Annotated in this window: 23 protein-coding genes; 9 read left to right on the forward strand and 14 right to left on the reverse strand. The window is 69.4% G+C overall.

What is annotated here, in order from left to right:
- Positions 1 to 9 precede the first annotated feature (9 nt).
- Positions 10 to 267: a YciI family protein gene (locus AB0L60_RS13925; protein WP_364612398.1), complete on the forward strand. Its 258-nt coding sequence runs from the start codon at positions 10 to 12 to the stop codon at positions 265 to 267.
- 12 nt (positions 268 to 279) lie between these two features.
- Here the strand turns inward: AB0L60_RS13925 and AB0L60_RS13930 are convergent, their stop codons facing one another.
- Entirely contained in the window at positions 280 to 1,257 is a 978-nt protein-coding gene (locus AB0L60_RS13930) for a zinc-binding dehydrogenase (protein WP_364612401.1), read from the reverse strand.
- An 86-nt stretch (positions 1,258 to 1,343) separates the two neighbouring features.
- On the opposite strand from AB0L60_RS13930, the gene AB0L60_RS13935 reads away from it, so the two are divergent.
- Positions 1,344 to 1,916, forward strand: coding sequence for a helix-turn-helix domain-containing protein (locus AB0L60_RS13935; protein WP_364612404.1), 573 nt, complete (start codon positions 1,344 to 1,346; stop codon positions 1,914 to 1,916).
- Between the two features lie 190 nt (positions 1,917 to 2,106).
- Here the strand turns inward: AB0L60_RS13935 and AB0L60_RS13940 are convergent, their stop codons facing one another.
- Entirely contained in the window at positions 2,107 to 2,508 is a 402-nt protein-coding gene (locus tag AB0L60_RS13940; RefSeq protein WP_364612407.1) for a helix-turn-helix domain-containing protein, read from the reverse strand.
- Positions 2,509 to 2,619: 111 nt separating this feature from the next.
- Between AB0L60_RS13940 and AB0L60_RS13945 the strand changes: the two genes are divergently transcribed.
- Positions 2,620 to 3,555 (forward strand): NADP-dependent oxidoreductase, encoded by a 936-nt coding sequence (locus AB0L60_RS13945; RefSeq protein WP_364612410.1) that lies wholly within the window; start codon positions 2,620 to 2,622, stop codon positions 3,553 to 3,555.
- Positions 3,556 to 3,756: 201 nt separating this feature from the next.
- On the opposite strand, the gene AB0L60_RS13950 is transcribed toward AB0L60_RS13945, so the two are convergent.
- The 5 genes from AB0L60_RS13950 to AB0L60_RS13970 form a co-directional block, all read right to left on the reverse strand.
- Positions 3,757 to 4,362: an NUDIX domain-containing protein gene (locus AB0L60_RS13950; protein WP_364612413.1), complete on the reverse strand. Its 606-nt coding sequence runs from the start codon at positions 4,360 to 4,362 to the stop codon at positions 3,757 to 3,759.
- 28 nt (positions 4,363 to 4,390) lie between these two features.
- Entirely contained in the window at positions 4,391 to 5,644 is a 1,254-nt protein-coding gene (locus AB0L60_RS13955; RefSeq protein WP_364612416.1) for an adenylosuccinate synthetase, read from the reverse strand.
- 28 nt (positions 5,645 to 5,672) lie between these two features.
- Positions 5,673 to 6,653, reverse strand: a complete 981-nt coding sequence (locus AB0L60_RS13960) for a hypothetical protein (RefSeq protein ID WP_364612419.1) — start codon at positions 6,651 to 6,653, stop codon at positions 5,673 to 5,675.
- Between the two features lie 5 nt (positions 6,654 to 6,658).
- Positions 6,659 to 7,678: a hypothetical protein gene (locus tag AB0L60_RS13965; RefSeq protein ID WP_364612422.1), complete on the reverse strand. Its 1,020-nt coding sequence runs from the start codon at positions 7,676 to 7,678 to the stop codon at positions 6,659 to 6,661.
- A gap of 93 nt (positions 7,679 to 7,771) precedes the next feature.
- Positions 7,772 to 8,923 (reverse strand): serpin family protein, encoded by a 1,152-nt coding sequence (locus tag AB0L60_RS13970; protein ID WP_364612425.1) that lies wholly within the window; start codon positions 8,921 to 8,923, stop codon positions 7,772 to 7,774.
- A 55-nt stretch (positions 8,924 to 8,978) separates the two neighbouring features.
- On the opposite strand from AB0L60_RS13970, the gene AB0L60_RS13975 reads away from it, so the two are divergent.
- Positions 8,979 to 9,572 (forward strand): DUF4334 domain-containing protein, encoded by a 594-nt coding sequence (locus AB0L60_RS13975; protein WP_364612428.1) that lies wholly within the window; start codon positions 8,979 to 8,981, stop codon positions 9,570 to 9,572.
- An 83-nt stretch (positions 9,573 to 9,655) separates the two neighbouring features.
- A complete protein-coding gene (locus tag AB0L60_RS13980; RefSeq protein ID WP_364612431.1) occupies positions 9,656 to 10,888 on the forward strand; it encodes an FAD-dependent oxidoreductase in 1,233 nt (410 codons plus the stop codon).
- 73 nt (positions 10,889 to 10,961) lie between these two features.
- On the opposite strand, the gene AB0L60_RS13985 is transcribed toward AB0L60_RS13980, so the two are convergent.
- The 3 genes from AB0L60_RS13985 to AB0L60_RS13995 are packed head-to-tail and all read right to left on the reverse strand — an operon-like array spanning position 10,962 to position 12,511.
- Positions 10,962 to 11,588 carry an alpha-ketoglutarate-dependent dioxygenase AlkB gene (locus AB0L60_RS13985; RefSeq protein WP_364612434.1) on the reverse strand — a complete coding sequence of 209 codons (627 nt, stop codon included), beginning with the start codon at positions 11,586 to 11,588 and terminating at the stop codon, positions 10,962 to 10,964.
- Between the two features lie 46 nt (positions 11,589 to 11,634).
- A complete protein-coding gene (locus AB0L60_RS13990) occupies positions 11,635 to 12,006 on the reverse strand; it encodes a hypothetical protein (protein ID WP_364612437.1) in 372 nt (123 codons plus the stop codon).
- A gap of 49 nt (positions 12,007 to 12,055) precedes the next feature.
- Positions 12,056 to 12,511 (reverse strand): roadblock/LC7 domain-containing protein, encoded by a 456-nt coding sequence (locus AB0L60_RS13995; RefSeq protein ID WP_364612440.1) that lies wholly within the window; start codon positions 12,509 to 12,511, stop codon positions 12,056 to 12,058.
- A gap of 457 nt (positions 12,512 to 12,968) precedes the next feature.
- Here AB0L60_RS13995 and AB0L60_RS14000 point away from each other — a divergent pair, with 457 nt between their 5' ends.
- From AB0L60_RS14000 to AB0L60_RS14010, 3 genes are all read left to right on the forward strand, one after another.
- Entirely contained in the window at positions 12,969 to 13,637 is a 669-nt protein-coding gene (locus tag AB0L60_RS14000; RefSeq protein ID WP_364612443.1) for an SGNH/GDSL hydrolase family protein, read from the forward strand.
- A gap of 201 nt (positions 13,638 to 13,838) precedes the next feature.
- Positions 13,839 to 14,021, forward strand: a complete 183-nt coding sequence (locus tag AB0L60_RS14005) for a hypothetical protein (protein ID WP_364612446.1) — start codon at positions 13,839 to 13,841, stop codon at positions 14,019 to 14,021.
- 12 nt (positions 14,022 to 14,033) lie between these two features.
- A complete protein-coding gene (locus AB0L60_RS14010; RefSeq protein WP_364612449.1) occupies positions 14,034 to 14,624 on the forward strand; it encodes a TetR/AcrR family transcriptional regulator in 591 nt (196 codons plus the stop codon).
- Positions 14,625 to 14,627: 3 nt separating this feature from the next.
- On the opposite strand, the gene AB0L60_RS14015 is transcribed toward AB0L60_RS14010, so the two are convergent.
- From AB0L60_RS14015 to AB0L60_RS14030, 4 genes are all read right to left on the reverse strand, one after another.
- On the reverse strand, positions 14,628 to 15,518 hold the full coding sequence (locus AB0L60_RS14015) for an alpha/beta hydrolase (RefSeq protein WP_364612452.1): 891 nt from the start codon (positions 15,516 to 15,518) through the stop codon (positions 14,628 to 14,630).
- Between the two features lie 99 nt (positions 15,519 to 15,617).
- Positions 15,618 to 15,941 carry a hypothetical protein gene (locus tag AB0L60_RS14020; protein WP_364612455.1) on the reverse strand — a complete coding sequence of 108 codons (324 nt, stop codon included), beginning with the start codon at positions 15,939 to 15,941 and terminating at the stop codon, positions 15,618 to 15,620.
- 27 nt (positions 15,942 to 15,968) lie between these two features.
- Positions 15,969 to 16,415 carry a MarR family transcriptional regulator gene (locus AB0L60_RS14025; protein ID WP_364612458.1) on the reverse strand — a complete coding sequence of 149 codons (447 nt, stop codon included), beginning with the start codon at positions 16,413 to 16,415 and terminating at the stop codon, positions 15,969 to 15,971.
- 80 nt (positions 16,416 to 16,495) lie between these two features.
- Positions 16,496 to 17,944, reverse strand: a complete 1,449-nt coding sequence (locus AB0L60_RS14030; protein WP_364612461.1) for an APC family permease — start codon at positions 17,942 to 17,944, stop codon at positions 16,496 to 16,498.
- Between the two features lie 103 nt (positions 17,945 to 18,047).
- On the opposite strand from AB0L60_RS14030, the gene AB0L60_RS14035 reads away from it, so the two are divergent.
- The gene (locus AB0L60_RS14035; RefSeq protein WP_364612464.1) at positions 18,048 to 19,256 is read left to right on the forward strand and encodes an ROK family transcriptional regulator; all 1,209 of its coding nucleotides are present in this window, start codon (positions 18,048 to 18,050) and stop codon (positions 19,254 to 19,256) included.
- Positions 19,257 to 19,426: the final 170 nt, after the last annotated feature.

Here is a 19,426-nt window from a genome sequence, read left to right on the forward strand (position 1 = left end):
AAGCGCAGGGTGCGCAAGTATCTCGTGATGGCCATGCGCACCCCGCGCTTCGACGACTCCGTCATCGTCCCGCACCGGGACTGGCTGACGGCCGTCCGCGAGCGCGGACAGCTGGTGGAAACCGGCAGATTCACCGACGGCAGCGGCGGCGCGTACGTGATCACCGCCGAAAACCTAGCTGCCGCACAGGAACTGATCCGCACCGACCCGATTCACACGACGGGCGCTTCGGAACTCACCGTCCACGAGTGGGAAATCACCGGCTGACCCGGACTTTCGTCACGCCCCGGCGGGACGCAGCACGATCGTGCCCTTGGCCGCCCGGTCGGCCAGCAGCTGGTGGGCGTGGGCGGCCTGGCCGAGCGGTAGCACGCGGTCGACGAGCGGGGTCAGTGATCCCGTCGCGGCGCGATTCAGTGCCGCGGCGCGCGCGGCGGCGACCCCCGCCAGCCAGTCCGGTCCGGAGCAGCCGATCAGGGTGAGGCCGCGCATGATCAGGTCCATGGCGCCGACCTGCGTGGGCGCGCCGGACAGGAAGCCGTAGCTGAGCATGCGGCCGCGCAGCGGCGTCATGAGATCCAGCAGGGCCAGGGCGGATTCGCCGCCGATCGAGTCGAACACCACGTCCAGCGTTGTGCCGCCGAGCATCTCGCGCAGTTGCTCGGTCCAGCCGGGAATGTGATGGTCGACGACGATGTCCGCACCGAATTCGTGGGCCTGCGCGGCCTTTTCGGCCCCGCCCGCGGTGGCGATCACTCGCGCGGCGCCGTATTCCTTGGCCAGCTGGGTGAGATAGGCGCCGACGCCGGTCGCGGCCGCTTCGATCAGGACGGTCTCGGTGCCGGTGAGCCGCGCGGTCTCCAGCAGCGGGATCGCGACCGACCCGCTCATGGCGACCGCCGCCGCCTCGATGGCGCCCAGACCGTCCGGAATCGCGGTCGCCGTCTCCACCGGAACGCAGACCTGCTCGGCATAGGTACCGAAACTGTTGCTGCTCACCAGTGCTCGCTGCCCGATCAGCGCCGGGTCCACGCCCGCGCCGACCGCGGCGATGACGCCGGCGGCCTGGGTGCCGAAGACGATCGGGAACTCCACCGGCAGTGGGAACGCGCCCGACCGCAGCATGGTCTCGGGGAACAGCACCGGAATCGCCTCGGTGTGCACCAGGATCTCCCCGGCCTGCGGGCGCGGCGCGGGTACCTCGCTCGCCACCAGGACGTCGGGTGCGCCGGTACCGGTCAATAGGATTGCGTGCATTGAGAACCTCTCATAAGTTGACTGACGGTCAAGATGTGTCTGCGAAGATATTGACCGTCGGTCAAGTTGTCAATGAAAGTGGTGATATGGTCCGGCCCAAGGAACGCGCCGACGCAGCGCGCAACCGGCAGGCAATCCTGGCGGCGGCGCGGAAGCTGTTCGCCGAGGAGGGGGCCGAAGCCGCCACGATGGAACGGATCGCGGCAGCGGCCGGGGTGGCCAAGGGCACGCTCTTCCACCGCTTCGGCAGCCGGGCCGGCCTGCTGCACGAATTGATGGCCGAGGGTGCGTTCGACCTGATGGAGGCCGTGCGGTCGGGTCCGCCGCCGCTCGGTCCGGGCGCTCCGGCCGGGGAGCGCCTACTGGCCTACTTCGATGCCATGACCCGTCTGGTCGCCGACGACATCGAGATCTCGGTCGCCTATCGGGCAATACCTCCGCATCCACGTGCCGAGGAACTCCACGCCTTCTGGGCCGCCCACATCAGCACCCTGCTCCGCGAGGTCCGCCCCGATCTCGACGCCGACGTGGTCGGCGGACTGCTGCTCGCGCCCCTGGGCGGTGACCTGGTGCCCTACCTGGTCCGCAACGGCCAGAAGGACCGGCTTCTCGAAGCCGTCCGGCAGCTGGTTCAGTCGGTCCTCCACGGCTCTGCGTGAGACTACGGCCCTGCCTGATCGGGGATTCGCCCGAGTCGCAACGAATCCGCCAGAGCCGCAGCGAATTCACCCGAGTCGAAGTGGATGTGCCTGAGCCGCAACCGATCTGCCCGAGTTGTGACGGATATGCCCGGGTCGCAACGGATATGCCTGCGGGGCGACGGATTTGCTTGAGCGGTAACGGTCCAGGTCAGTTCGGGTTACTGTCGTAGCGTTCGCGGGCGGCGAGGACGTCCTCGATGTGGGTCTCGGCCCAGCCCTTGATCGCCTGCATAACCGGGAGCAGGCTGCGGCCGAGTTCGGTGAGCTCGTAGTCGACCCGGACCGGCACCGAGGCGGTGACCGCGCGGCTGACCAGCCCGTCGCGTTCCATGGTGCGCAGGGTCTGGGTGAGCATCTTCTGGCTGACGCCCGCGACGATGCGGGACAGGTCGCTGTAGCGGCGGGGTCCGCCGGCGAGCGCGGTGAGCAGCAGGCTCACCCATTTGTCGCTGATGCGGTCGAGCAGGTGCCGGGTGGGGCATTCCTGGACGTAGGCGTCATAGGCGCGGCGGGCCTCCGTGCGCTGCTGGGCCGCGGTCTTGGTCGCCATGGCTCTCCCTCGCGTACGGTACGCACTCCGAAGTGCGTACTTCCCGACGGAGAGTAACACTCCGTACGTTTGCTGCTGGGTGGGAAAACCGTTCAGCAGAGGAGATTTCGCATGCGTGCCGTGGTGATTCGTTCGTTCGGAGGTCCCGAGGTGCTGGAGCGGGCCGACGTGCCGGTGCCGTCGCCGGGTCCCGGGCAGGTGCGGATTCGGGTGACCGCCGCCGGGGTGAATCCGGTGGATCTGCACACCCGCTCGGGCGGTCTGGCACAGGCGGGCCTGATGGTGCCGCGCGACGTGATCGGCCTCGGCTGGGACGTCGCCGGCACGATCGACGAGATCGGTTCCGGCGTACAGGATTTCGCGCTCGGCGACCAGGTGTACGGGCTGTCGGACCGCCTGGACATGCCACTGGGCGCGCAGGCGGATTTCGTCGTCCTGGACGCGGCGGCCGTCGCGCTCGCCCCGCGCCGTGCTTCCGCGGTCGAGGCGGCGACGATACCCCTGAATGCCCTGACCGCCGTGCAGTCCCTGGACGCGCTCGCACTCACCGCCGGGCAGACCGTGCTGATCACCGGAGCCGCCGGCGCGGTCGGCGGCTTCGCGGTGGAACTGGCTGTGGCCCAGGGCCTTCGGGTGGTGGCGACGGCCGCCGCGTCGGACGAGGACCTGGTCCGCAAACTCGGCGCGGAATTCTTCGTCCCGCGCGGCGCACGCTTGGGCGAGGCGGTGCGCGCCCTGATCCCGGGCGGTGCCGACGGTGCGGTGGACGCCGCGTCCCTGGGCGCCGAGACGCTCGACGCGGTCCGCTCCGGGGGTGCGTTCGCGGCCGTGGTGGGTGGCGCGGAACCGGCGGGTCTGCGCGGAATCCGCGTCGCCAACACCTGGATTCGCGCCGACGGTCCCCGTCTGGCCGAGCTGGCCGCCCTGGTGGACGCGGGCCGCCTGACCCCGCGCGTCGCCGGCACCCTGCCCCTGGACCGGGTCGCCGACGCTCACCACCGGCTCGCCGCAGGCGGCCTGCGCGGCCGTCTCGTACTGGTGCCGTGAACCGACGGGTTCCCGGGGCATGCGCGAATTGTTCGGCGTGCCGCCAGACCAGGAGGAGCCCGCGTCGAGGGCGGCCTCGGCACTGATGCAGGCCCGCGTCGGCCACTCTGCGCGGGCAAGCAGGAGGCCGCTGCTCTGGCCAATGTGTCCCGCGCCGTACGGGTTCCGGACCGGTTCAGGCCGGGTGGGTGACCTGGTCGGCTAGGTGAAGGACCAGACGGCAGCGGGGCGGCCGGTGGCCTTGACGCGAACGCGTTCGCCGGTGCGGGAGAGTCCGGGGATGGCGGCGAGGGTCCGGTTGAGGTTGCCGGGGTCGGGTTTCGCGCCGTGCAGGGCGGTGGTGAGGTCGACGGCTCTGGTGGCGGTGAACTGGTCGCCGGTCAGGGCGCGGGTGAATGTCAGGTCTTTCCAGAGCATCTCGGCCAGCCGGGCGCGGGCGGCGGTGACGATCTGGTTGTGGTCGAAGGCCAGGTGCGGGACGGCGTCGAACGGGACCCAGGTCGCGCTGTCGGTCCCGTGCGGGCCGACCACGGCCCACATGGCGATGGACAGTGTCGGCCCGCGTGGATCGCGGTGCGGCTCATCGAAGGTGGCGACCTGCCCGACAGCGAGGATGGCGTCGGCCGGTACCCCGAGTTTGGTGTGGACCGCGCGGCGGGCGGCCTCGGCCAGGCGTTCGCCGAGGCCGAGCAGCACACCCGGCAGCGCGAGTTCACCCGCGAAGGGCTCCCACCGCCGGGGCGCGATGCCGAGGGCGGCGGTGGGGTCGTCGGGTCCGTAGCGCAGGGTGATCACGTCGATGGACACTGCGGATTGTTGCTCCACAAATGGACAATCATGCCTGAGCCGGGATCCGGAGCGTGCGATCGGCTCGGTCCGGCCCGCACGCGGTGAGCACCACGGGCGCGCCGAGTTCGGCCTCCAGGTAGCCAGGCACGTCGGCGGGCAGGTCGGCCAGGGCCGGGGTGGCGGCGGCGAGGAGATCGGTGAGCCGCCGCTGGTGGCCGAGGTCCTGCCAGACTCCGCACGTCAGCCGGTCGACGCAGCCGTCGGGGGTGAGATAGCCGGTGGCGGTACGGATGTCGCCGAGGGCGTCGAGGTGGTTGACGACCACGCCGTCGATTCCGCCGCAGGCTTCGACGGCATAGCGGAGCAGCAGCGGATCGAGGTGCCCGCGCCGGAACGCGCCCTGGTATTCGCCGGTGCCATTGTGCGGCTCCGCAATCGCGAGCGCCGGGTCCTCGGTCGGGAAGGGTCCGGCCCCGTGCCTGGTCATGTACGCGCGGGTCACGCCGAGCACGCAGCCGGGCGCGCCGAGGCGCGCCAGCATGGCGCGCGCGTGCCGGGGTTCGACGGTGGACCAGGTGGTATACGGGTGGGTGCCGCGCCACTCGTCGAGCAGCACCCCCTGCGCGCCTTCGAACACGAGCCGGCCCTGACGCGCGAACGCGGCGAGCTGCTCGCCCGGCAGGATGGCCACGGCCCGGGCGAAAGCGGTGTACGCCGCGACCAGATCGTCGATCGGGTCGTAGCGGTGCCGTCCGCCCGCGAGCAGCGGCCCGTAGTGTTCTTCGAGCGCGATCAGTTTGCGCCGCAACACCTCCGGTCGCCGGCAGTCGGCGACCCGGGGTGCGTCGTGGCCGAGCGCGTAACTCGCCGTTTCGCCGATGCCGATGCCGCACGAACCGTGCCGGGCGGTACCCCTCGTATCCTCCCGGCAACGGTTGGCGGCTCCGTGGATAGGCGTGGTGAGCAGGGCCCGCTCGTCCACGTAGAGCAGGGACAGCGGATCGGCGACGCCGAGCGCGGCGAGTTCGCGCGCCTCGGCGGCCAGGGCCAGCGGTTCCACCAGCATGTGCCGCGACAGCAGGGTCGGCACCCGCGACAGGGTGCCGGACCCGAACTGGTGGAAGGTGTGGTGGCGGCCGTCGGCGATCACATTGTGGGCGGCCTGCGCCCCGCCGTTGAACCGCACCACCGCGGCCACGTCGAGCCCGGCTTGCCGTGAGCACAGCCAGTCCACGGTGGCACCCTTGCCGGCATCGCCGAAGCCCAGGTCCACCACGATCAGGTGGCTGTCGCCGAACATGTTGTGTCCCTTCGTCTATCGGATCCGATCAGAGATCCACGTCGTCGGTCCCGGTGGCGGCCGGCAGCGGCCCGACGCTGCGTCCGCGCCGGGCGCCGCCCAGCGGTTCGAGGGCCTTGCCCACCGCGTCGGCCTCGCTGGTCGATCCGACATCGCGCAGATCGGCCAGCCCCGCCCCGAGATCGATGCGGTCCTCGGCGATGCCGATGGTCAGGGCGATGAGCTCGCACACCGCGGCGGGATCGTCGAGCCGCAGGAACCGCTCACCCAGCAGCCCCTGCCAGTGCTCGGCGATCTCCGGATCCCGGTAGTAGCTGGACTGATTGGGCAGGATGTAGTGCACGTGCCAGCGGTCGGCCAGCTCGCGGTAGATCGACTCGACCGAGATGTCGTGGTCGACGTCGTCGCCGATGACGGTGCGCAGATGGCGGGCGGCCAGCCGCTTCTTGTTCAACTCGTCGCCGACGATGAACAGGTAGCCCTTGCGGCCCCGCTTGTCCCACGCGTCGGTGCCGGTGTGCCGGGCGATGAAATATGCTGCCAGCTCGTAACTTTCGGACTTCTGCCCGCCGCCGCCACCCTCCAGCAGGATGAGCCGCAGCTGCTCGTCCATCCGGTTGTCGGATTCGAACTGCCCGACCTGCAGCGGCACCCGGTCGCTGTCGGCGTCGCCGATGGCCCCGAACAGGATCTGCGGATCCTCCGCATAACCCTTGCGCTGCAACAGCCCGTGCAGTTTGGCCAGCTTCTCCTGCATGATGCGGGGCACCCTGCCCATGGATCCGGTGACGTCGAACAGCACCGCGATGGGCAGCGAGTTGCCGTGGTCGTCCGAGTCCCGCGACTCCCGCTTGTCCACCCCGAACGGGTCCAGGGTGGGGTGCGCCTTCCACTGATCCCACGGCACCGACCGCATATCCGCGGTGTAGCCGAAGTCGTCGAGCCCCTTCGCCGCGCGGAAGGTCCGCGCCGCGTCGTAGGCACTGTCGTCCCAGCGTCCGTAACCCATTGCTATCACTTACCTTTCGTGAGCTCGAAGGGCCGGAAGCGGCGCTTCCCGTAGAGCCGGTCGAGCAGATCGTCGAATTCCCCGAGCAGGTCCGCGGCGTCGGGCCGCAGCCGTGGATCGGATTGCAGGCACCCCGTGGCGTAGGACCGCAGGGCAGCGGGTGCGCGGTCGCCGAGCATGGTGAGCATCAGGCGATGCGCGAGGTGGACATCGGTGGCAGGGGAGACCGCGTCCCGGATCTCCGGCGGATAGTCGAGCGACTTCAGTGTGGCCGCCGCCGGATTCCCGGGCCGGGTGGCGAAAGACCAGCCCGCCAGCACGATTCCGTGCAGGCGCGGATGCACCAGCACATTGGCCGGGCTGATGGCGGTGTGCACCCACCCCGCCAGCTGTGCGCCGGCCAGGCAGCGCAGCAGCCGGCGATGCATCCAGGCGTAGTCGCGCGGATCCAGGCCACCCGGGTAGGCGGCCCGGACCTCCTCGAGCGTCACGAACTCCCCGGTGAGCGCGCCGAGCACGTTCACCGTGCGCTGCTCGCCGGTCGCGGAGTCCAGCTGGTCGACCGTATCGATCAGCTCCGGGAAGTACGGCGCCGGCCATTCGTGCTCCACGGCCACGATCGCGATGTCGCGCAAGGCATTTCGCTCCCCGGACAGCAGCCGGTTGGCCGCTGCCCGGCGCGGGATCTTCACTACCCGGTCCGAGCCGCTGCGGTACACATTCGCGACCGAGCCCGACGCGTGCAGCGCACCCACCGGGTACGTCCCGTGTGCGCCGGTCACCTCGAAGGCGGCCTCGTTCAGTTCCAGCCACTGCCGGTACAGCTCGGCCAGCCGTGCGAACGCGGCCCCTGCGATGCCGGCGTCGATGGCCTCCACCCGATCGGGATGCACGATCCCCGCCAGCCGGTGGTAGCGCCGCCGGGCGTCCTGCCGGGCCGCGGAATCCGTTGCGGCAGTACCGAACAGATCCTCGGGCCGCCGGGCCGCCCGAATGCTCTCGGCGGTCTCTCGTGCTGTCGTCATGGTTTTAGGCTAGATGACTAAAACAAGGCGCACCAGAGGTTCGAGCCAACTTTTTGTAGGTTTGACAAAAAGCCCGGCGGGCGGGCCTTGCCGTCAGCGACCGGGGTGCGCGACCCATCCGGCGACCACGGCCAGTCCGGTGGGCCGGTGCACGGCCAGGAATCCGAACGGGCGGTCGAATGTCACCGTGGTGTGCAGCACGGTGTGCGCGGGTCTCGGGAACCGGGCGCTGCCCAGGTTCATCGACAGCGCGGTGACCGCGGCGGCATCGAACCCGGTCTCGGTGAAGCGTGCGAACACGTCCTGCGCGGCCTGGTCGACATAGAGCGGGCGCGCCGACATCGCCGGGAAATGGCCGCGCGCACTGTCGGTCACCGTGGTCAGGCCGAACAGTGCCGACTGGTCGGTCAGGTTGTGCAGGCTGCGAATCTCGAAGGGCGGCAACAGGGTTTCCAGGCTGTTGCCCTGTCCGTGATCGGGGACGGCCCGCACCCTCAGTCCGGGTGCTTCGGTGCCTGCGGGCAGGTCCGTCCGAATCGGGATGGTGCCCTCCAGCGCGTCGAGGCCGGTCGTCAGAACCGTGCCCGGCGTGCCCTCGCCCAGGAGCAGGTGAACGTCGAGATCTTCGGTGCCGTAGACGATTACGCGGGTCATCGCCGTACCCGCGCCGAGTACGCTCGCGTGCTGCGGGCGCGACGAGAACCGGCGCAGAGCGGGACCGCTGTGCCCGCGCCACGGTCCGTCGGTGACCTCCATGGTGGTCCGGCGGAAGGGGGCCTCCCATCGGGTGCGGGCGACCAGCGCGGTGGCGAGCACCAGGACCGTCGCGGCGTCGATCGGGAGCGGGAACTTCTCGATCAGGCCGCCGGTGTGGCCGCTCGCCCAGGTGTCGAGCGCGGCCTGATCGGTGAGGGTCTCCACGGTTCCCGCCGGCAGTCGCTGCGACCACTCCGGGCGCAGCGGCAGGTCCTGCCGGACCCAGAGACCGAGTGCCGCCGAGACCGAGTCGGCCTCGGCCAGTGTGCGCAGCAGATCCAGCGCCCGGTCGTGGCCGTCGGCGGCGGAAATGCCGGTGGCCGTGGCGAGTTCGCTGCGTCCGGGCTCGTCGGCGGCGGAGGCCAGCAGGGCGAGCAATGGCCAGACGCCGCAGCCGGACAGTGCGAAGTCCCCGGTCCCGGCGGCGGCGCACCAGCGGGCGGTGAGGCGGTTGGCGGCGGCGATGTGGGCGGGCAGCGGGGTCGGCATGACGCCAGCCTAGGTGTGGTGTGAGCACGGGTCGCCGGATACAGTGAGAGAAATTATGTCGTTTGCTCTCATCGAGGAGATCATGATGGTTGCCGCCGAGTCGGCCACGGATGGCGCGCTGCGGCTGCGGGCACTGATGGCAGGGGACGGCACGGCCGCACGGGCCTGGGAGTTGTTCGACAGTCTGCCGGCGGTACGGGTCGAGGAGATCACCACCGGGCGGTGGCGCGGGGCCGAGGTGGCGACCGGGCATCCCTGGGACGGGATGCTGGTGGAAAGCGGCTGGTACGGCAAGCAATTCGACAGTGCCGACAGCGTGCAGCCGCTGCTGTTCTCCGATCCGGCCGGGGGCATCTTCCCGGTGGATCCGCGACGGGTGCCCCTTTTCCTGGCGGGAAAGGTGCCGGTCGACACGCTGAAACCAGTGCGCCGGTCACTCGGGGTGCTGCGGCCGATGCTGCGGACCCGAACTCCGCGCGCCCGCCTGCGGAATCTGGAATTCCGCGGAAAGACAAGCGCCGCAATGATCTACGACGATCTGCCGATCATCGACATCTTCCGCGGGGTCGACGACGACACCCTGCTGGGTGTGATGGACAAGCGTGGATCGACCGAACCCTACTTCTTCGTGCTCTACCGCGACCGCTAGCTCGGCGCGGCGAAGCGACTGTGCCCGAGACGCACTCGGCCTACCATCGAGAATGACGGTGGTCAACGGCTCGAGAGGTCCCGATGGAACGTACGACCTGTCTGATCGTCGGCGGGGGACCGGCGGGAATGTTCCTGGGGCTGCTGCTGGCCCGCGGCGGCATCGAGGTCACCGTGCTGGAGAAACACGGTGACTTCCTGCGCGACTTCCGCGGCGACACCGTGCACCCGACCACCCTGGACCTCATCGACGCCCTGGGCCTGGGCGAGGACTTCGCGAAACTGCCGCAACGGCGGCTGGACACCGTGCAGATCCCGATCGGCGGCCGCATGGAGCCGCTGGCGAGCTTCTCCCACCTTCCGGGCCGGCACAAATACGTGGCCATGGTGCCGCAGTGGGACCTGCTGGATCTGCTGGCCCGCGTCGGCGATGCCGAACCGGCCTTCCGGCTGCGGATGAACACCGAGGCGGTCGATCTGGTGCGCGAGAACAGCGTGGTGGCCGGTGTCCGCTATCGCACGAAAGACGGTGCGACCGGCGAGATTCGGGCCGATCTGACGGTGGCCTGCGACGGCCGCTCGTCGGTGTTGCGCGCGGCCGCGGGCCTGAGCGTGCGGGACTGGCCGACGCCGTTCGATGCCTGGTGGTTCCGGATCCCTCGCAACACTACCGACCCGGCCGGACTCGTTCCGGTGGTCAGCGCCCATCGCATGGTGGTGATGTTCGATCGCGGCGACTTCTGGCAGAGCGCCACCCTCATCGCCAAGGGCAGCGACGCGGAACTGCGTGCGCGGCACCCGGTCGCGGAGATCATGCGCAGCCTGGCCGCGGTGGTGCCGTGGCTGGCCGACCGGACCGACGCGCTCGGGAGCTGGGGCGAGGTGAAACTGCTGAACGTCAAGCTGGATCGGCTCGACCGCTGGTACACCGACGGACTGCTGTGCATCGGCGACGCCGCCCACGCCATGTCGCCGATCGGCGGGGTCGGCATCAACCTGGCGGTCCAGGACGCGATCGCGACGGCCCGCATACTCGCCCCGAAACTGTTGTCGCACACCGTGACCACCGCGGATCTGGCCCGCGTGCAGCATCGCCGGATGCTGCCGACCGTCGTCATCCAGGGCATGCAGCGCCTCGCCCACACGCAGATCGTGCGCCCGGCGGTCGGGGGCCGGCTGAACGTCTCGAATTCGCGCGAAACGCCCGTGGCATTGAAGATCTTCCGCCGAATCCCGGTGATCCGCAGCCTCCCGGCCTTCCTGGTGGCCCGGGGTGTCATTCCCGAACCGGTCCCGGACTTCGCTCGCCGCGCCTGACCGTAGCCGCCGCCCGGAATGCCGGCTACGCCCCTCGGGTGCGGGAAAGTGCGCGCGGCGTCCGGACCCCTCGTCATCGGACGCCGCGCGGGCGGAATTGAATGCTGATGCGCGGCCCCACCGGCCGTCTGGTCTTGGGTATCGCGTGCTCCCAGGTGCGCTGGCAGGAGCCGCCCATGACGATGAGATCCCCGTGCCCGAGGGGATACCGCACGCTCGCCCCGCCGCCGCGCGGGCGCAGCAGCAGGGCGCGCGCCGCGCCCACCGAGACGATGGCCACCATGGTGTCGTCGGTCGCCCCGCGCCCGGAGGTGTCCCCGTGCCAGGCGACGCTGTCGTTTCCGTCGCGGTAGTAGCACAGGCCCGCGGTCGTGAACGGCTCGCCCAGCTCAGTTGAGTAGTGCGCGCTCAACGCCTCCCGTGCCTCGACCAGCACCGGATCCGGTAGCTCCCGCTCCGCCTCGTAGAAGCACAGCAGCCGCGGCACATCCACCATCCGGTCGTACATGGCGCGCCGATCCGTGCGCCAGGGCACCTCCGTCACGAGCCGTTCGAACAGCACGTCCGCGCCGCTCAACCAGCCCGGCAGCACATCCACCCAGGCGCCGTCGCCGAGCTCGGTGCGCTGTATCCCCTGCAGCGCACCGAGCCCCACCTCCCCGAAGCCATCCAGAAGTGATCCCTGCCAAGGCGTCGACATATCGAAGAACCTACCACAGTTCCGAACGTATGTTCGATAAAGCTGTTCAGATGTCGAGTCCTTCGTCGATCTTGCGGAGCTGGTGACGGGCCAGGGCCAGGTTGCCGCGGATGCGGTCGAGGGCGAGATAGAGGAACAGGCGACTCGCCGGGTGCGCGCTCAGCGGGCGCAGCAGATGGTACTGACCGGTCAGGGTGATCAGGATGTCCTCGATCCCTTCGTCGAGGCCGAGCTGCTCGATGGTGCGCATCTTGGCGCGGACCACCTCGGTATTGCCGGCCGCGCCGAGCTGTAGGTCCAGGGATCGGGATCCGCCGGCGGTGCCGAGGGTCATCCCGCTGCTGTAGTCGACGATCGCGGCGCCGAGCGCCCCGTCGATGGTCATCATGTCCTTCAGTGCCACATCCAGATTCGACATGTGTCTCCCTTTCCGTGTGATGTCATCGATCGGTGGAATTCGGGTGCCGTCAGTCGTGCTGCGCCGGCGCCAGGGTCGCGGCGATGGCGCGGACCACCGGGCGGGCTTCCAGATGAACACGCGCCAGCGTGGCGTCGGTGCCGGTTAGCAGAGCCAGGCAGGCGATGGGGCCGGCGCGGTAGACCACCACATGACCGCCGTCGCTGTCGAGGACGACCTCGTGCAGGTCGGCGCCATGGGTGGTGGCCGCGAAGGTCAGCGACACCGACAGCAGCGCCGCGGTCAGTGCCGCAATGCCGGTGGCTTCTATGGCATCCGGGAGGTCGTCGGCCAGCAGCAGGCCGTCGCTCGAGGCCACTGCGGATCCGATCAGATGCGGAACACGTCGCCGTAGCGTGCGTAGATGGACGTCCAGATCGTTGTCCGCCGACTCCGTCCGCGGTGAATTGATACGAACCCCGCTTCCTGGACCGGTGAGGGCGATGGCTTCCGGCGTGATCGTCATGGCTCGTCTCCTGTTTCGGCTGGAACCTCTTCGCTCATACCCGTGTCGATCGATCTCGGGCCGAACGCGGTGTGTCACTGCGCGATCTGTGAGAGCTCTGCATGTGCCGCGTGACTGCGCTTCGATTCCGGACCCGCCGCAACTTGGACATACGAACACAATGGCCACGACGTGCGTGCGTCAACGCCTCCGATCCTCTTGGGGCGCTGATGGTTTCACAAGCTCACCTTCGGCTCCATCCAGAATAGCGATCCAACGGCGAATGCGCAGCAACAATGTGCACTCCTGCGCTGGGCCACCTTTCGGCGCAGGCGCTTCGTCATGCCCGAACCATGCGACTCCGCATGGCTTGCGCGCCTGGGCATTTCGAAACCGACCGACCAGTCGCGCCCGGGTCCGGTGCGCATGGGACAGATCTCCTTGAGATATACATACGTGCGGGCGTATTGTTTTCTGCATGGAACAACACGTCTTCACCGAGGCGACCGATCCGTTCTGTCTGGACCGAGCGGATGCCGTCGCACTGCTGGCCGGGGCTCCCTGGGGGAGGTATGCCGTTGTGGGAGACAGCCTTTCGGCGGGAATCGGCGATCCCACACCGGGCTACCGGGACGAGGGCTGGCCGGACCGGGTGGCCGGTATCCTGCGGACGGTCCGGCCGGACCTGGACTACCTCAATGCCTCCGAGGTCGGGGCGACGACCGCGCGGACGCTCGAGAATCAGGCCGCCCGGCTGCTCGAGTTCTCCCCGGACCTGGTCCACCTGCCCTGCGGGGCCAACGACATCGCGCGGCGCACACCGGACTTCGACGAGATCGAGCGGACACTGCGCCAGATGTACGACCTGGCCAAGCAGACCGGCGCCCTGCTCACCACATTCACGCTCGGCCGGGCCTACGTCGTCCCGGTCTTCCCGGACTGGCCGGAGCGGGTCGCCGCGGTCAACGAGATCGTGCGCGGGCTGGCGGCCGAGTACGACGCCGTCGTGATCGACATGTGGGACCACCCGGTCAACGACCGCGCCAACCTGCTCAGCGCGGACCGGATCCACTTCTCGACCTCCGGTCAGGCCGTGATGGCGGCCGAGGTGGTCAAGAAACTGGCGAATTCGCTCGGGCGCAACTGAAAGCGCCGAACCCCGACAAATGAAGAGGTTCTCATCGTGGCAGTCGCTCGGCACGCAGCCGGTCGGCCGCGGTCGGCAGGGTCGCCGCCGGGCACGCCTTTGCCGTCGCGTCCTTCGCGACGTTCGGCGTCGCGGTCATCGCGGGCGTTGTCGTCTTTCTGCTGCCGAGGCGGCCGGCGGCCGCGGACTGAGCAGGTCGAGGTGCCCACGCCGGGTCTGCAGCTCAGCGAGGAGCAGCAGGCATTGACATTGAGCGCCATCAAGTTCCGCATCGCCGTGCCGTGGGAACGGCCGCTCACCGATGAGCAGCTGGCGGCCGTCACCGCGCCGCTGATGGTCCGGGTTCGACCAGGATCAGACTTGCGATCCGCCCGGATCCGTTGACGCCCGCCATGAATGCCCGCCACGTCGGAATATCCCAGGACATGCGTGCCCGGCAGGTCGAGTGCCGCGAGGGTTTCGTCCAGCCATGCCGCCACGTTCCAGTCCGTGGCGGCGGAGGCGGGGATCTCGGTGCGCCTGATCCAGTACTACTTCGGCGCCAAGCGTGATCTCATGCTCGCTACGCATCGTGCGGTAATGGAGGACTGGGGGAGGGGGTTCGCGGAGGCGCTGGGTGCGCTGGGGCCCGATGCCGCACCGCGCGAGGTCATCCGGGCTGTCTCGCTCGGGTTGATTCCCCTCGATGATGTTCGGCACCAGGACAATCTGGTGTTCGCGGCTTTCCATGCGGCGAATCTGACCGGCAATACCGTCACCTCGGAGGAGATGATGGGCGCGCCGCGGTATCTGATCACCAGCTTCACCGAGCAGCTGCGGCGGGAGCGTCCGGGCGAAACCGGCGCGCGTGCGCTGGAACTCGACGCGGAGCTGATCGTGCTCGCGGTCACCGGGATCAGTCAGGCGGTCCTGGCCGGCGGGACCACCCGGGAGACGGCGGTCGAACTGCTCGACCACCTGCTCGACCGGGTGTTCACCGGTGAATAGCGGCTAGCGGCCCTCATCGCCGATCTGGGCGCGCACGAAATCGACCACCGCGTCGGTGAATTCGTCATTGGCGTCGCTGGCGGCGGTGTGCGCCGCGGTGCCGATCTCGGTGTAGTCGGCGTGCGGGACCAGGGCTCGGAACGCGGCGACGCCCTCCTCGCTGACGACGTCGGACAGCGCGCCGCGCACCAGCAGCGCCGGGATGGTCAGCTGCCGCGCCGCGTTCTCCAGCTGCTCGGTGTGCACGTCGATCTCTTCGCCGCGCCCGTCGCGCGGGCCGCCCATCATGGCGGGATCCCAGTGCCAGTACCAGCGGCCGTCGGCACGCTGGCGCAGATTGCGTTGCAGCCCTTCGGGATTGCGCGGACGGCGGCGGTGGGGAAGGTAGGCGGCGACGGCGTCGGCGGCCTCCTCGAGACTGGCGAAGCCCTCCGGGTTGCTGCTCAGGAAGTTGATGACGCGCTCGACGCCCTTGCGCTCGGGACGCGGCACCACATCGACCAGGACGAGACCGGTGATGCGCTCACGCTCCGGGTGGGTGGTGGCCATGAGCCCGGTCAGGCCGCCCATGCTGGCGCCGACGATGAAGGCGGGCTGGTCCAGTTCGCGCAGCACCGCCATGAGGTCCTCGACCATGGCCTCGCGCGTGTAGTTGCCGTCCGGGTCCCAGTCGCTGTCGCCGTGCCCGCGCGCGTCGAGCAGGACGGCGTGCATCCCGGCCTTGGCCAGGGCGAGTCCGGAATCCTTCCACGAACCGCGGGTCTGCCCGCCGCCGTGCAGGAACACCACCAGCGGGCCGTCCTGGGGTCCCCAGCTGTCGCCGGCGATGGTGATACCGCCGTGCCCGCGGAAGCTCACCCGGGCGGGTTCGGTGAATTCAGCGTCGTTGCTCACCCTTCGAGCATTGCATACGCGTGTTTACGGTGTATGAAGACTGGCCGGTAGCTAGGACAGCCGGCGGTGGGGGCCGGCTGTCGCGCTGGTCGCCGCTGGTCACAGCGAGCGGTCGATCACCGCCAGGACCAGGCACAATGCCGCCGCCGTCAGCATGAACGCGGCCAGATTGTGCAGTCCCGCGACGCCGGAACCCGGGGTGAGGAATGCGCCACTGACCGCCGCGGACCCGATCGCGCCGACATAGGAGAAGGTCCGGATCAGGCCCGCCGAGGAACCGATGCGCTCTGGCTCGGCCTGGTGGTAGAGGGCGTTCTGGTTGGCCAGATTATTGAGCCCCTGCGGGATGCCGTTGATGACGGCCGCGCCGACCAGCAACCACAGGGCGGTGCCGGAGTGCAGGGTCAGGAGCAACACCGTCATGATCGCCTGGCGGGTGCAGCGTCGAGATCATTGCGGCTCGAGTCTTTCCAGCAGCTCCAGCGCCGCCAGCAGCGTCTGCCGCTCGGCCTCGGTGTACTTCTCCTCGAGCGCGGTGGTGAGCCATTCCTGCCCCGCCCGGCTACGGCCCGCAATCAGCTCCCGTCCGGCCGGGCTCAGCGAAACCAGTTGCCGCCGGCCGTCTTTGGGATCGGGCCGCCGCAGCACGAAGCCGCGGTCGCTGAGAATGGCGAGGTGGGTGGCGATGGCCTGCGGGCGGACCCGCTCCGCGGCGGCGATTTCGCTGGCGGTGGCTTCACCGTTCTTCAACCGGCTCAGCACCGACAGCTGCGAGGGCGTCAGCTCCACATTGTCCGACGCCTCGAGGAACGGCCGCCGCAGGCGGCTCACCAGCACGCGCAGTTCCCGGGCCGCCTGGGCCGAGGACGCGGACAGGATCGCGGGGGCATCGGTCATGCCTCGACTTAGATAGACAATCCAGATTGCGCAATTGAAATTGAACAATCTGAATTGTCTATCTCGCCACGGTCGGCCGGTCAGGCGGCTGCGGGCTCCGCGTCGAGGTACTCCTCACGGATCTGCTTCGGCCCGAACGGCCAGGTCTTCTCCACCCGCGACCAGAGCAGGAAGGCCGCGATACCCAGGGCGGTCCACGCCAGCGACCACTCGATCGGGTGCACGCCCGGATTCGCCTTGTCGGCGTACCCGTAGATGACCGCCCAGCCGATCGCCGCCACGACTGCCGGTAGCGGATACAGCAGCATCCGGTAGGGCCTCGCGAGCCCAGGCTGTCGTCGCCGCAGGACGGCTACGGCCGCGATCTGCGCGAAGGCCTGCACGATCACCATGACCGTGGTCAGCAGTGAGATCAGCACCGCCAGTGGGGGATGGGTGGCCGAGACGCCCACATGCCGGGCGAAGACGAACCCGGCCGCGGTGATCGCACCCATCACGATCAGCCCGAGCACCGGGAACTCGTGTTCGGGGTGCAGCCGTCCGAAGGATCGGAAGAACACCCCGTCGCGGGCGGCGTCGAACGGTACCCGCGAGCCGCCGAGCAATCCGGCGAAGACCGAGGCGAAGGCGGTGACGAGAATCAGCACGGTCACCACATCGGCGGCACCCTTTCCGAAGGTCTTCTCCAGCACCGCCGACGCAACCGATTGTGAGGCAACGTTGTTCGGGTCGAGCATGTCGTGCCAGTCGATGACGCCGAGCACACCGATCTGCATGCCGAGATAGATGACCATGACCGCGAGCACCGCGTAGATGATCGAGCGGGGGAGGACCCGCCCCGGACTCTTCAGCTCCGCACCGATGTACGCGGTGGTGTTGTAGCCCAGGTAGTCGTAGATGCCGATGGTGAGCCCGGAGGCGAAACCCAGCCAGAAGCCGCCGCGACCGAAATCGATGGCATGGTCGGGCCAGGTGAACGCCATGCTCGGATGAAAGTGGGTGAACGCGGCCAGGATCACCGCGGCCACCGACACGATCATGACCGCCCACATCGCCACGGTGATGCGGCCGATGGAATCCACCCGCCGCCACAGCAGCACCACGACCAGCGCCACCACCGCGAGCCCGACGATGTCACCCTGCCCGGTGGTCATGGACGGCCACAGATAGGTCAGGTACTGCACCAGTCCCTGCACGCCGGTCGACATGATCAGCGGAATGAAAAGGATTGCGGTCCAGACGAACAGGAACGGCATGAGCCGTCCCGTACGGTACTGGAACGCCTCGCGCAGATACACATAGGTGCCGCCCGCGCCGGGCATGGCCGCGCCGAGTTCGGCCCAGATCAGGCCGTCGGCCAGCGCCAGCACCGCGCCGGCGACGAATCCGATGACGGCGTGCGGACCGCCGAAGGCCGCGACCATGAGGGGGATGGTGACGAAGGGTCCGATGCCGACCATCTGGCTCATATTGATGGTCGTGGCCTGGAACAGGCCGATTCTTCGGGGGAGGGTGCGGGGGCCGGTCATGGCTGCCTCCGGGTCGCGCAGGGGAGGGCGTATGGGTTTTGTAAAGTTAAATTCCTTTACTATCGGAGTCAAGGGCCGCGGCCGATTGTTTACAGTCGGCTCGATGACGCATCAGGATCGGACGGTCATGGACGAACTCCCTTGGAACAGGCAGCGTCTGCGCAGCAACAACGAGTGGTTGCTGCTCGAGCAGCTGCGCACCGCCGGACCCAGCTCGCGCGCCCAGCTCGCCCGTGACACCGGCCTGTCCAAGCCCACCGTGTCCAGCGCCCTTGCCACGCTGCAGGAGCATGGACTCGTGCGGGAGGTCGGGACGGTCGTCCCCGAGCGTGGGCGGACGGCGGTGCTCTACGAACCGGATCCGACCGCGGGCTACGTGCTCGGCATCGATGTCGGCCGCGCGTTCCTACGGACCGCCGTGGCCGATCTGTCGGGAAAAGTACTGTCCCGCACCGACATTCCGAACCGTGCGCGCACCGCCACCGCCCTCGCCCAGACGACGGCCGGGGCCGTGCGCGAAACCCTGAGCGCCGCCGCGATTCCCGTGGACCGCATCGTCCACACCGTCCTCGGCAGCCCGGGCGTCTTCGATCCCCAGGACGGCCGGATGCACTACGCCGTCAACCTGCCCGGCTGGGGCCGCGCGGGCTTGCTCGACGAATTACGCGATGCTCTCGGCGTTTCCGAGCTGTCCGTCCACAATGACGCCAACCTCGCCGCGCTCGGCGAGTACGCCCACGGTGGCGGCCGCGGCAGCCGCCTGTTCGTCTACGTCCTCATCGGCACCGGCCTCGGCGTCGGAATCGTCTCCCAGGGCGAGCTTTTCACCGGCGCCCATGGTGCGGCCGGCGAAGTCGGCTTCCTTCCCGCCGCTTTCGGCGACACCGCCGCCGGTGCCTCCCGGCGTGGCGCCCTCGAGGAGGCCGTCACCGCCGACGCTGTCGTCCGCGCCGCCCGCGCCCGCGGCATGACCGGCCGCCTCACCGCCAAACGCGTCTTCGATGCCGCTCGCGCCGGCGACGCCATCGCCACCGAGGTGGTCCGCCAGGAAGGCGAACGCATCGCCCTGGTGGTGGCCGCCGTCACCGCGGTCCTCGACCCCGATGTCATCGTGGTCGGCGGCGGCCTCGGCCGCAGCGCCGACCTACTGCTCGACCAGGTGCGCGCGGCGCTGCAACGGACGACCCCGCTGCGCCCCACCGTCCGTCCGAGCGAACTGGGCGACGACGCCGTGCTGCTCGGCGCCATCGCCACCGCCCTGCGCACCGCCCGCCCCCTGGTCTTCGACCGCAGGACCCCGAGCAGCCACTGACGCCGGACTGCTCCGGCGGCTGGATCGTGAACCTGGCCACAGGGCGACCGGGCTCGCATAGCTGCGGGCTTGCCGGTTGGTCTGGACGTTTCGGGTTCGGGCTGGTCGCGGCGTGTCGCGAAGGGCACGCCGACGCCGGTTGCGGAGGGGGTGCGCGGTCAACGGCGGGT

Source organism: Nocardia sp. NPDC051981 (assembly GCF_040680715.1).
Taxonomy (GTDB): Bacteria; Actinomycetota; Actinomycetes; order Mycobacteriales; family Mycobacteriaceae; genus Nocardia.

Coding starts and splice junctions, on each gene's coding strand:
- AB0L60_RS13930 (WP_364612401.1), bottom strand. CDS start 1,257: ATGCACGCAATCCTATTGACCGGTACCGGCGCACCCGACGTCCTGGTG.
- AB0L60_RS13935 (WP_364612404.1), top strand. CDS start 1,344: ATGGTCCGGCCCAAGGAACGCGCCGACGCAGCGCGCAACCGGCAGGCA.
- AB0L60_RS13940 (WP_364612407.1), bottom strand. CDS start 2,508: ATGGCGACCAAGACCGCGGCCCAGCAGCGCACGGAGGCCCGCCGCGCC.
- AB0L60_RS13945 (WP_364612410.1), top strand. CDS start 2,620: ATGCGTGCCGTGGTGATTCGTTCGTTCGGAGGTCCCGAGGTGCTGGAG.
- AB0L60_RS13955 (WP_364612416.1), bottom strand. CDS start 5,644: ATGTTCGGCGACAGCCACCTGATCGTGGTGGACCTGGGCTTCGGCGAT.
- AB0L60_RS13960 (WP_364612419.1), bottom strand. CDS start 6,653: ATGGGTTACGGACGCTGGGACGACAGTGCCTACGACGCGGCGCGGACC.
- AB0L60_RS13965 (WP_364612422.1), bottom strand. CDS start 7,678: ATGACGACAGCACGAGAGACCGCCGAGAGCATTCGGGCGGCCCGGCGG.
- AB0L60_RS13970 (WP_364612425.1), bottom strand. CDS start 8,923: ATGCCGACCCCGCTGCCCGCCCACATCGCCGCCGCCAACCGCCTCACC.
- AB0L60_RS13975 (WP_364612428.1), top strand. CDS start 8,979: ATGTCGTTTGCTCTCATCGAGGAGATCATGATGGTTGCCGCCGAGTCG.
- AB0L60_RS13980 (WP_364612431.1), top strand. CDS start 9,656: ATGGAACGTACGACCTGTCTGATCGTCGGCGGGGGACCGGCGGGAATG.
- AB0L60_RS13985 (WP_364612434.1), bottom strand. CDS start 11,588: ATGTCGACGCCTTGGCAGGGATCACTTCTGGATGGCTTCGGGGAGGTG.
- AB0L60_RS13990 (WP_364612437.1), bottom strand. CDS start 12,006: ATGTCGAATCTGGATGTGGCACTGAAGGACATGATGACCATCGACGGG.
- AB0L60_RS13995 (WP_364612440.1), bottom strand. CDS start 12,511: ATGACGATCACGCCGGAAGCCATCGCCCTCACCGGTCCAGGAAGCGGG.
- AB0L60_RS14000 (WP_364612443.1), top strand. CDS start 12,969: ATGGAACAACACGTCTTCACCGAGGCGACCGATCCGTTCTGTCTGGAC.
- AB0L60_RS14010 (WP_364612449.1), top strand. CDS start 14,034: ATGCCCGCCACGTCGGAATATCCCAGGACATGCGTGCCCGGCAGGTCG.
- AB0L60_RS14020 (WP_364612455.1), bottom strand. CDS start 15,941: ATGACGGTGTTGCTCCTGACCCTGCACTCCGGCACCGCCCTGTGGTTG.
- AB0L60_RS14025 (WP_364612458.1), bottom strand. CDS start 16,415: ATGACCGATGCCCCCGCGATCCTGTCCGCGTCCTCGGCCCAGGCGGCC.
- AB0L60_RS14030 (WP_364612461.1), bottom strand. CDS start 17,944: ATGACCGGCCCCCGCACCCTCCCCCGAAGAATCGGCCTGTTCCAGGCC.
- AB0L60_RS14035 (WP_364612464.1), top strand. CDS start 18,048: ATGACGCATCAGGATCGGACGGTCATGGACGAACTCCCTTGGAACAGG.